Below are 11,464 nucleotides of genomic sequence, written 5' to 3' on the forward strand. Positions count from 1 at the left end.
ATCTGTCGATCGAACCGCGGCGCTCGATGCGCCGCGCGTCTCAGGCCGCGGCCTGATTGATGCCGAATTCGGCAAGCTCGGTCATCGTGCGGTCGCCGTCTGCCGTCGCCTCGAGGCAACGCTGCAGCTTGTGCGCCTCTTCGGTCAGGCCGAGCCGCTTGGCGAAAGCGACGAGACAGCCATAGCCGGCAATGCCGTAATGGGCCATGCGCTGATATTGGGTGATGATCATCGCGTCGCGCGCGTCGGCGTCGGTGATCTCCTCCTCGATGCCGTGGGAGCGTGCTTCCTTGACGAGGCCCTCCATGCCCTTGCAGAATTCGCCGGTCGGATCCTCGCCATGCGACTTGATGATCTCGGCGAGCGTCTTGCGCCCTTCCTCGATCCCTTCGACACCGGCCATCAGAGCCTTCTTCAGCTTCGGGTCGCTCGCGGCTTCCGCAAGCTCCCGCGTGACCTTCTCGGCCTGCGTGTCGGCGCTGAAGATATCCTGCAGCTGGTCGATATAGATGTCCTTGAGATTGGCAAGCGCCATGATCGTATCCCTTTACCGTTGGAAGGCCGGTGAAACGTTCCGGTCGCGACAACGACGCGGTCCGAAGCGATCACCTTGGCCCGTTGGAGGCTGTGCAGATTAAAAGCCAGCGCCGGCCCCAGCGTTCCGGCGCCATTCCCGCCGCTTTAGTGGCCGGCTAAATGAATTGCCGCCCGGAAGTCTGCGGCGGCCGGGCGGGTGGGACAATTGGCATGCAACGCGAATTGGTTGAATGCGCTATAATCTCTGACTGAGCGCATTGCGGAAAAAGGCTGCCACGGCGACATGGATCAGATCATTGACGGCGGAGAGCGACACCGCCGGCTGAAATTCGCCACCGGGATGCGCGAGAGCCAGAGGCTGCGCCTTGCAACGCTGGTCCGGTTGCGCTGGCTTTCGGTCGCCGGGCAGACCACGGCCTGCGTCGCCGTCGCCTGGGTCTTGGGTTGGACGTTTCCGGTCGTTCCCTGCCTTGCCCTCATCGGATTGTCGGTGGGGCTGAATCTGTTCCTCGCCAGCCGCTATCCAGGCAGCTACCGGATCTCGTCGACGGCGGCGCTGACCGTTCTGACCTTCGACATCATGCAGCCGGCGGGGCTGCTGATGCTCACGGGCGGTATCCAGAACCCGTTCATCGTCTTCCTCATCGTGCCTGCCGTGATCGCATCGGCGACGCAACCACCCCTGACCGTCGCGACCATCACCGGCTTTGCCGTTGCCGCGACGACCGTCCTTGCGACCGCCTACATGCCCTTGCCCTGGTCGCAGCCGGAGGGGCTGATGTTGCCGTCGGGGTATATCGGCGGTCTCTGGTTCGCCGTCGTCGCGACGCTGGTCTTTGCGGCGATCTACATCTACCGGGTGGCAGCCGAAGCCCGCGCGCTCGCAGACGCGCTCGCGGCGACGGAGCTCGTTCTGGAGCGCGAGCAGCATCTTTCCGCCCTCGACGGTCTTGCCGCCGCGGCTGCCCATGAACTCGGTACGCCGCTCTCGACGATCGCTCTCGTCGCCAAGGAGATGCGCCGATCCGTGCCGAAAGGCTGCGACGTGCCGGACGATGTGACGCTCCTCGTCGAGCAATCCGAACGGTGCCGGCTTATTCTGAGGCGGCTGACCTCATTGTCCTCAACGAGCGAAACCCATCTTGCCAACCTGTCTTTGCTGGCGCTGATCGACGAGGTCGCAGAGCCGCATCGCAATTTCGGCGTGGACCTCGACGTCGAAGTCATCGAGAGCATGGGGCCGGAACCGGTGGCGCGGCGCAATGCCGCGGTGATTTCGGGCGTCGGCAATATCGTCGAGAATGCCGTCGATTTTGCTCAGTCCCGCGTGACGATCCGGGTCGGCTGGACGCAGATGTCGGTCTGGCTGGAGGTTCTCGACGACGGCCCGGGTTTCCCGCCCGCGATGCTGGACCGGATCGGCGACCCTTACATGTCGCGGCGCGAGACGCGTGATCACCGCAGCGCCGGCGGGCTGGGCCTCGGCCTGTTCATTGCGATGACATTGCTGCAGCGGTCGGGGGCCACCGTCAAGATCGAGAACAGATCGCAGTCCGGGGCGGTGGCGACGATTACCTGGCCGCGCGCCGTCTATTCCGCCAGCGTTCCCGCGAGCCGAGACATTCAGTGAAGCGGGTGATTCGACTTTTCGGTCTTCCCCCGCGACGAAGCGAGGACAAAAAAGCGACGAAATGACGCATTTATGATCGCCAGGCTGGTCGCGTCGAAGCCAGTTGCTGTATAAATCTTACTCAGCTGTACTGATTGACAGGCCTGTTTCAGGTAGGCGGCGCGAGCGCTACCCACGCATATGGCAGATCGCGATCTGCCCTTGGTCGCGCGGCGGCAAAATTTTCCGTAACCCTCTGTCAAAGCAAAGATTCACGATGTGATCAGTCACCCGGTGGAACGCCGGGAGCGCCATGGATTTTCCTCGAAATATATGATATTTTTACATGAATATCAGTAGATTAGAGCGAAATTGTTCCGGCGTCGGGACTGAGGCGGCTGAGGATATGCACACCCGCCGGACTGATCAAATTAAAGTTAGTTCGCGTTTGAGGCATCTGCGCGATTAGTCGCACCGTAACTCGTAGACCGTTCGCCGCATCGGGAATGGGACCCCGAGACGCGTTGCGAGACGGTAAGGTGACGCCAGTTGTAAGGCGTGCGAAGCTTTCAACAAGTCGGCAAAAAGCTGACGTATGTATGTGGGGAAAGAGTGGGCCGATAATGCTCGACCAAGTGATGACTTCATTCGATGCGCCGCTGCCAGTCAGTGATCCGACACTCCTGCTCGTCGACGACGATAAGCCGTTCCTGCAGCGGATGAGCCGGGCGCTGGATCAACGCGGGTTCGTCGTGCGGACCGCTGACAGCATTGCCGGCGGCCTCAGCGCTCTGGAGGACGGTCCTCCCGCCCATGCCGTCGTCGACATGCGGCTGGGCGATGGCAATGGCCTCGACGTCGTTGCCGCGTTGCAGCGCAAGCGGCCGGACGCACGGGCGATCGTTCTGACCGGATACGGGAACATCGCAACAGCCGTGACCGCCGTGAAGCTCGGTGCGATCGACTATCTCGCCAAACCCGCCGATGCCGATGACGTGACTGCGGCCTTGCTTCGCGCTTCCGGCATCACGGTGGACGTGCCGGAAAACCCGATGTCGGCCGATCGCGTGCGCTGGGAGCATATCCAGCGGGTCTATGAAATCTGCGACCGCAATGTCTCGGAGACGGCGAGGCGGCTGTCGATGCACCGGCGCACCCTGCAACGCATTCTTGCCAAACGGGCACCGCGCTGAGGCGAGGCCTGAGACTGCAACTGACCCGTCTTGGCGCCGCGTATAGCCGCCTGACATAGCGGTGCAGCGGACGGTGGCGGACCCGTCCTCTGCGGTCCAGCGGTCCGCGAAAGATGAGCGGTGGGAGCTTTCTTCTCCGCGTCAACGAAGCGAGGCGCGCGAATTCGTGTCGCCGCCGCCATCGATTTTTGTCTCAGATCGAAGCAGATCTGCGCGCGCCGCCCACCGGCCTGCGATCGTTTCCGTGCCCGCCACAAACCCGCCCGCCGGCGAGTCTCGCACCAGCGTCTGGCGATGCGGTCTCCCGGCCAGGCCGTGGTCGTCCTCGTTCCGTCGAAATCCGGTGATCGAGACTGAGTGTTTCTTCTTTTCTCGCCTTCCGCATTATTTTCGCTCTAGCGGCGAAATGAATTATTTTTTCAACCGATCATGACGAGAGACAGATATGTCCCGAAATTGCACTCGGTGAAATCTGTTCATGCCGCAAAATGACAGCTTTCGAGCCGCCGTCTCTATTACGCCTTGCCGCTAGTATTTTCGCCCTTACGTAATGTTAATGTAGCGTTATATCAGGGAACGAATTCGTCATGACAATCGCTGAGCTCGAAGGCAGCGCCTGGGTCAAGCCCGATCCGATGAGCAATCCCCGCAGCATCGAGCGGCGTTTTCGGGCCAATCGTTTCCGCCATGTCCGCAGCCTTCTGGAGGCAGGCCTGGCGAAGAAGGAAAAGATCGAGATCCTCGATCTCGGTGGTACGGAAGCCTACTGGTCGATCGCCGAGGATTTTCTGGCCGAGCATCGCGGCCGCATCGACATCACGCTGCTCAACAACGAGCCGATCGATCCGCCCAAGAGCGCCGTGTTCCAGGCCATCTCGGGTGACGCATGCGCCGCCGACCTGTTTGCCGGCCGGCGCTTCGATCTCGTCCATTCCAATTCGGTGATCGAGCATGTCGGCGAGATCGACCGCATGCAGGCCTTTGCCGCCAATGTCCGGCGGCTCTCCGACAGCTATTTCATCCAGACGCCGAATTACTGGTTTCCGCTGGAGCCGCATTTTCGCGTCGTCGGCTTTCAGTGGCTGCCGCTGCGCGCCCGCGCGGCGATGATGCAGCGTTACAATCTCGGCTTCTTTCCCCGCGCCCAGAGCCGTGACGAGGCCTGGCAGAACGTCGTCGAGATCCGGCTTCTCGACGCAAAATTGATGCGCCGTCTCTTTCCGGAGGCCGAATTGCGGGAAGAGCGCGTCGCCGGCCTGACGAAATCGCTGATGGCCGTGCGCGAAATCGTCCGACAGTGAAAGCGCTCTCGCGCCGGTCTCGATGACGGGGGCGAGAGCGGATGACGCGATACGCCTGTCAGGTCTGCGCGTCGGCCTCGTTTTCCTCGGATGACTTGCGGAACACCTCGACCGGCCCTTTCAGCTTGATCGTCAACGGCTTGCCCTTGCGATCGAGGGCCTTGCCGGCCTGGACGCGGATCCAGCCCTCGCTAAGGCAATATTCCTCGACATTGGTCTTCTCCTGTCCTTTGAAGCGGACGCCGACGCCGTCGCCGATGGCTTCTTCGTCATAGTAGGGGCTTTCGGGATCGATGCTGAGGCGATCGGGGAGGGCTTTCGTCATGGTCGGTCATGCTCCGCTTTTGTAACGGCGGCACCTTAAGCACATGACGCGTCGTGATGGGAGGGTTCGCATTCTCACAGCGTTGCGGCGAGTGGCCTTCGCGCGCCGCGCCCTCGATCGGCAAAGTCGACGCGGTGCCATCGCGCGCTTTGATGCGGCCATTTTCATGTCCGGTTCACATGGTAAGCCCCATGATCACAAAAGATGTTTCCCTTCGGCGATAAGCGATTCGCCGCACAGGCGATGCGCCTGACTGCGGCCCCGAACAGGCCGTTGGGATGGCGACGGCAAAGGACGATCGAAACTGATGACAAGACCGGTAAAATTTTGCCTCTCGGGCATCATCCTTGCGGGCCTCGCGTCCTCGCCGGCTGTCGCCGCGGGCGCGACGGGTCGTGAAGCGCCGGTACTTCTGGCCCAGGCCTCGGGCTTCGGCGTGCCGGACGGCGCCGTCGAGGTCTATGTCGATCAGTATGGCCAGCGCGTCTTCCTCGATTCGCGCGGCCGGGTGGTCGGCGTCGAGCAGCCGCGGCGCGGCGGGTTTCAGCGTCGCCGCGATCGCTTTCGCGAGCGCCGTGGCGAAATCATCGATGCGCCGCCGCCGCCCGGGCTGACCGTCGAGGGACGTGTCGACGTGTCGCCGCAGGGCGGTTTCGACCAGGGCCCCGACTATGGTCGGCCACAGACCATCGATCCCTATTCGCAACCGGATGATCGCGGCTACGACGATCGCGACTATGGCAGCAGCGATTACGGTGATCGTCGTTATGATGACCAGGGGCCTGTCGAGGCTTCCCCGCTGCCTCCGGCAGGCGGAACAGACCCCGACCTGCAGATGGAGGCCGGCATTCCGCAACCGTCGCCGGATGAGGCTCTGCCCGGTGTCGAGGGACCTGCCACCGGCACGCTCGGCGATCAGCCCTTGTCGAGCGGCGAGGGCCAGACGATCGAGGAAACCAATCCGGCGCCCGCCGTCGAGGCTCCCGGTGGAAAGGCTGACAAGGCGCAGGTCGCAGCCCTCCAGATCCTGCTCGACAGGGCAGGCATGTCGCCGGGCGTGATCGACGGGCGCATGGGCGGCAACGTCAACAAGGCCGTCGCCGCGTACCGTGAGAAATTCGGCAAGACGCTCAAGACCGGCGATCCGCAGGTGCTCGCCGAGGATCTGGATGCGACCGGCGGTCCGCCGATCATCCAGTACGAGATCACCAACGAGGATGTCGCCGGCCCCTATGTCGCGTCGATCCCGAGCGACTACGGCGAGAAGGCGAAACTTCCGGCGATGAGCTTCGAGCGCGTCACCGAGCGTCTCGCCGAGCGATTTCACATGGACGAGGATTATCTGAAAGCGATCAATCCCGGCGCCGATTTCAATCGGCCGGGGACGAAGATCAAGGTGGCCAATGTCGGTGCGAACGCGACCGGCGAAGTGACGAAGATCATCGCCGACAAGGGCCGCGAGCAGGTCCGTGCCTACGGCGCCGACGGGACGCTGATCGCCGCCTATCCCGCGACCATCGGATCGACCGATACGCCGTCGCCCTCGGGAACCGTTCGGGTCGACCGCATCGCCTTCAATCCGAATTACACCTACAACCCGAAAATCAACTTCAAGCAGGGCGGCAACGACAAGGTCCTGACGATCCCGCCCGGGCCGAACGGCCCCGTGGGCACGATCTGGATCGCCCTGTCGAAGCCGACCTATGGCATTCACGGCACGCCCGAACCCTCGAAGATCGGCAAGACCAACAGCCATGGCTGCGTACGCCTGACCAATTGGGACGCGACCGAGCTGGCCAAGATGGTCAAGCCCGGGGTGACGGTGGAGTTCGTCGAATAGCGGGCCAGAGCGAAGCGTGCCGGATGCCGGTGACCGCTGATCCGCTTGACAGTCGGCAGGGCCGGGCCCCGGGCAGCTCCCGGTGGAAAGCCCGCTTACGGGCTCGCCAATGGGGTTCGGCCGAAGCGTGAACCGCCCACGCCGCCCCCTCGGGTGGCAAGTCGCATGGAGCCGGCGGGAACGAAGTTCATCACGAAGACTTATCAAGCCGTGACCGATGCGGTGCTCCGATGTTCGCTCTTGCGGCGGGCGCGGCGGCATCAGTCTCACTTGTGAAGGCAGATGCCGATGCGTTCCCTGGTCCCGAACCGTGCCCGGAAGGGTTTTCTCCAGCAAGTCGACATCGAAGACGATGGTTCGACGGCTCGCAGGGGCAGGTCAGGCCTTCTCTCGCGCTGCGGGTTGAGCGGCAAGGGCAGCGTCTTTGGGGCGCTCCTTGTCGTAACGGCGTTGAGCGCATCGGGATATCCCGCGCGTCTAGAGGCGGCGGAATTGCCGGTATCGAAGAATGCGCCGACACCGGTGCCGCGGCCCGAGGCCGGCAGTGCCATCGCCGAGAGCCCTGACGCCGATCCGGCGCCGGCGAATGCCGCCGCTGATCAGCCCCCCGCAAAGGCCGACTTGCCGGGCGAGCCGCGCAAGGGAAATCTCGAGCCGATCGTCGGCTCCACCGACAGTGGCCCGGAGCCGCTTCCCGATGCCGGACCGGTGCCCGTGATCCGGCCCGAGCCGCCGAAATCGTCTGCCGGCGCCGACATGGCATCGTCTGCCGGAGGGCGTCATGCCGATCCCGCCACCCTTCGCTCCGGAACCGTGACGGTCACACCAGCCCTTGCTGTCGAGGCGGCCGCGGCGGTCGTCGAAGCCAAGGCCTGCGAGGCGGAGCTGAAGCGGCGCGGTGTCGTGTTCGAGGTCGAAGACAGCATCTCCGAAGGACGATGCGGCGTATTGCGGCCGATTGCTGTGAAAAGGCTTTCTTCGGGACTGACGGTCGAACCCGATACCGCGCTTTTGTGCCAGACCGTCCTTGCCCTCGACGACTGGGCAACGGACGCAGTCGTCCCGGCGGCGAAGGTGTCGTTCGGCGGCGGGCGGATGGTGGCCGGCATCCGGCAGGTCTCGACCTATGTCTGCCGGCCGCGATCCTCGCAGGACAAGATTTCCGAACACGCCCGCGGCAGCGCCATCGATATCGGATCCTTTGCCCTGACGGACGGTACCAATGTCGGTGTCCGGGCCATCGTTCTGGGCAAGAAAGATGCATCGCCTGGTAGCTCCGACGAGACGGGCGGCGCGACCGCTGCGTCGTCGGACAAAGACGCGGAGGATGGCAAGACCGTCGCTGGGGGCATCGAGGAGGGCGCCGCAAAGGACGACGCGGGCTCCGCGGCGACGAAGCCGTCGCCGCAAGAGACCGGAGACAGCGAGGATGCTCGGGAAAAACGCTTTCTGGACCGCGTCCGGGCGTCAGCCTGCGGGCCGTTCAAGACCGTGCTCGGTCCCGGCACCGACGCCGACCATGCAACCCACTTCCATTTCGACATGGCGGCGCGTCGAAACGGCGGAACATACTGCAAATAGGCTGCGGCGATGTCCGGCTGCCGCTCGGAAGGGCCTTGCGGCAGACGGCTTACTGCGACGCCAGCAGCGGGGTATCGACATTTTCCTTCAAGAGCGCGTCGATGCGGTCCCGCTCCCGGTCGAAGGTCACGAGATCCTCGCCCTTCAGCGTCTTGCCGGGAGGGATCTTGATGCGCATCGGATCGACCGGCTTGCCGTTCACATGAACTTCGAAATGCAGATGGTTGCCGGTTGAAAGCCCGGTCGAGCCGACATAGCCGATCACCTGTCCCTGGCGGACGCGGGCGCCGGGCTTGATGCCCTTGGCGATGCCGCTCTGGTGGGCGTAGACGGTCTCGTAGCCGTTGGCATGCTTGATGGCCGTTTCGCGGCCGTAGCCGGAAGACCAGCCGGCCTTTTCGATGACGCCGTCGGCCGCCGCGAAGATCGGCGTGCCACGCGGCGCTGCCCAGTCGACGCCCCAGTGCGGCCGGACATAGCCGAGCACGGGGTGGCGGCGGCCGGTCGAGAAACCGGAACTGAACCGGCCCCTCGGCAACGGCTTTCTCACAAGGAAGTTGCCGGCGCTCTGGCCGTCCGCGTCGAAATAATCGACGATCCCGGTCTCCTTCGGGCGGAACCGGTAAAATCTCTTGACGACGTCGCCGATATGGATCTCCACATAAAGAAGATCGTTCGGCTCCTCTTCCTTGCCCTCCCGCGTCATCGAGTAGAAGACGATCAGTCGGTCCGACGGCGAGAGCCGCGCCTGCAGGTCGAGGTCGCTCGCCAGCATGGTGACGAGCTGACGGCACATGCGAAGATCGAGGCCATAGGAGAGCGCCGCCTGGAAGATGCCGTCGTAGACCGTCGGCATGTCACTGCGGATCGGCGCCTCGTTCTCGTTTTCGTCGATGGCTTCGACGACCGAATCGGACATTTCCGGCGAATTCGAGGGCTCGAAAGGTCCGTCCTGGGTCGCGGCCACCGTGGCGAGATGCCTGCCACCGCGATAGGCCGACAGGCGAACCACCGTCTTGACCGGCGAAGCCCCGTCCTCCTGGCTGGCCGGCTGGGTCTCGACACCGATCCGCAACGCGTCGCCCGCCTGCAGCGTTTCGCCGTCGACGAGTTTGGCGAGCGCCTCGACGGCCGCCTTGGCCTGGTCGCCATCATGGCCGGCCCGGGCCAGCATGTCGATCATCTTGGCCTTCTGGCGGAAGGGGACGATTTCCTCGTGAAAACGCGGCAGGTCGTCGTCACTCGTGTCGGCGACCGCATAGGAGACGTTCTGCGCCACGACGCGGAAGGCCGAGCCCGGCTCGTACTCGCTCGCCGGGTCGGGGTTGAGGCCGAACCGGAAGGGATCGACCGTGCCGAGCGAGGCGACCTGAACCGGCTGGCTGCCGAGACGCGGCGAAAGGGATCTGACGAGGCCCTCGGCGGCGTTGGCGTCGAGATCGATACTCTGCTCATAGGTCTTTGCGTCGAAGGCGAAACTCGAGACCTTGAGCCGGACCTCCGATTCGATCCGCGCACCGTAGATCCGTGCCGGCTCGTCCGCCGCCGCGTCGGACTTGTCGTCGTCCGTGTCCCCGGCGGCATAGATCGTCATCGGGTCGAAGGGAGGATAGTCGGTCGTCGCCGGATAGCGCGCGGCGAGCAGCATGTTCACATAGCCGAAGGGCAGGGTGCGCAGAACCTCCCGATCGCCCTTCCGGCTCAATGTCGACAGTTCCATGATCTGCCGCGACCGGGCGACGGGCAGCGCCGTCGCGACCACGCGCTCGCCCTTGACGATCGGGTCGTCGTCGCTTCCGCCGGGGCCCGTCGCCAGCGCCGGGCGTGCCGCACCCTGATGTCCGTCGAGCGCAGCCGAGAGGGCAATCCCCATCAAGGCCGTCGATGTCAGGCCGGTCAGAAGCGTGCCCGCCAGCCACCGTGCCGAAACCTGTCGCTTGTCGGGCTGGCGGCGGCGATCGGCGACGAGCGCCGGCGTATCACCAAGGGCTGGTCGAAACTGGGCCGGGTCGTGCGGCGGTCGGTTCATTCCTCTCCCCAGAATGCCTCGTCGATGAGGCGCAAGCCGGTCGCGAACGCCGGAGCGTCTCCGGCTTCCTCCAAGAAGGTGGCGAAAACCCGGTCGCTACGATCTGCATGAACGCAAACCATCAGCGCGAAGACTGTCGTAATCGCATAGCCGGTTGCGAAGGGGCTCTCAAGCGACCTCTGCTCCGTGCGATCGAACATCCCCCGGAGAAAGAGCCGGGACGTGCGACGCTCCGGACGATGACTTCGAGATAGAGCGGGACGGAGAGGAAAGGCAGAAGGGGAAAGGAATGAAGAGGCAGCGAGCAAGGGCAGGCGCGACGGACCGGACCCTTCTCAAGAAGTCCGCCGGCCCGCAGGTTCCTTCCAGAGGCGCGAGGGGAGGGGGCTTATCGCCAGCAATCCCGGCCAACACTGTTCGGGGTGCGCGCGCAAGCCGGGCATCCCTCCTGCGCTATCTCACCTGTGAGCGAAGCAGAAACACGCGCCGACGCGCAGGCCGTGATCGTCAGCCAGGTTTTTGGGGGCATCTCCAGAGCGTCCTGCCCGCAAAGGCGCGAGCGGCGGCGTGGCCGATGACCGTAACCGCAAGGGCCCCGCCTCGAAGCCGCACCCTCCAGAGACTGCGCTGCCACGGCTTTCAAGCGGCCGCAGAAGGCGAGAGCAGGGGGCGCGAGAAGTTTTTTGAACTTTTTGCGAAAGCGTCGTTGACAGGCCGGGAAAGCATGGCCTATAAGCCGCTCATCGACGACGGCGGTGGCGCCGAGCCGCTCCAGACGGAGCGGACAGCCTCTGGTTCGGAAGAGAAATCTCCGACCGGATGTTTTTTGCGCCTCCAACGTCGCTATCTTTTGAGTTTTGTCGACAGGGTCGGCCTTCACCTGAGGGCTCGATTTCTATCGCACTTCTCGACGATCCACGAGTGGGATCGTGCTCTTTGACATTGTTGGTAGTTGAGACAAGAAAGAGAAGCGTGGGCGGCGGTTGTTTCTGCGGCTTGGCTGGATCGATATCCTTTTCGGTTCTGTCGAGTTTATGGGATGACCCAAG

General features: G+C 63.9%; 8 protein-coding genes. 5 read left to right on the plus strand and 3 right to left on the minus strand.

Translation table 11 applies throughout. From position 1 onward, the window contains the following. Positions 1-40: 40 nt before the first annotated feature. Positions 41-535 (minus strand): DUF892 family protein, encoded by a 495-nt coding sequence (locus J6595_RS20465; RefSeq protein WP_209597214.1) that lies wholly within the window; start codon positions 533-535, stop codon positions 41-43. 285 nt (positions 536-820) lie between these two features. Between J6595_RS20465 and J6595_RS20470 the strand changes: the two genes are divergently transcribed. From J6595_RS20470 to J6595_RS20480, 3 genes are all read left to right on the plus strand, one after another. Beyond that, on the plus strand, positions 821-2,167 hold the full coding sequence (locus J6595_RS20470; RefSeq protein WP_245198940.1) for an ActS/PrrB/RegB family redox-sensitive histidine kinase: 1,347 nt from the start codon (positions 821-823) through the stop codon (positions 2,165-2,167). A 617-nt stretch (positions 2,168-2,784) separates the two neighbouring features. Continuing rightward, positions 2,785-3,339 (plus strand): ActR/PrrA/RegA family redox response regulator transcription factor, encoded by a 555-nt coding sequence (locus J6595_RS20475; RefSeq protein WP_209597215.1) that lies wholly within the window; start codon positions 2,785-2,787, stop codon positions 3,337-3,339. Positions 3,340-3,926: 587 nt separating this feature from the next. Further along, on the plus strand, positions 3,927-4,640 hold the full coding sequence (locus J6595_RS20480) for a class I SAM-dependent methyltransferase (RefSeq protein WP_209597217.1): 714 nt from the start codon (positions 3,927-3,929) through the stop codon (positions 4,638-4,640). Positions 4,641-4,698: 58 nt separating this feature from the next. Here the strand turns inward: J6595_RS20480 and J6595_RS20485 are convergent, their stop codons facing one another. Then, complete coding sequence (locus J6595_RS20485; RefSeq protein WP_209597219.1) at positions 4,699-4,965, minus strand: DUF3297 family protein; 267 nt, start codon at positions 4,963-4,965, stop codon at positions 4,699-4,701. A 307-nt stretch (positions 4,966-5,272) separates the two neighbouring features. On the opposite strand from J6595_RS20485, the gene J6595_RS20490 reads away from it, so the two are divergent. Together J6595_RS20490 and J6595_RS22690 are read left to right on the plus strand one after the other, a co-directional pair. Then, positions 5,273-6,805 (plus strand): L,D-transpeptidase family protein, encoded by a 1,533-nt coding sequence (locus J6595_RS20490; protein WP_209597221.1) that lies wholly within the window; start codon positions 5,273-5,275, stop codon positions 6,803-6,805. A 492-nt stretch (positions 6,806-7,297) separates the two neighbouring features. After that, positions 7,298-8,386, plus strand: coding sequence for an extensin-like domain-containing protein (locus tag J6595_RS22690; RefSeq protein ID WP_245198941.1), 1,089 nt, complete (start codon positions 7,298-7,300; stop codon positions 8,384-8,386). 49 nt (positions 8,387-8,435) lie between these two features. Here J6595_RS22690 and J6595_RS20500 read toward each other — a convergent pair whose 3' ends face one another. Beyond that, positions 8,436-10,415, minus strand: a complete 1,980-nt coding sequence (locus tag J6595_RS20500; protein ID WP_209597223.1) for a M23 family metallopeptidase — start codon at positions 10,413-10,415, stop codon at positions 8,436-8,438. Positions 10,416-11,464: the final 1,049 nt, after the last annotated feature.

The organism is Jiella mangrovi (assembly GCF_017815135.1).
GTDB classification, from domain to species: Bacteria; Pseudomonadota; Alphaproteobacteria; order Rhizobiales; family Rhizobiaceae; genus Jiella; species Jiella mangrovi.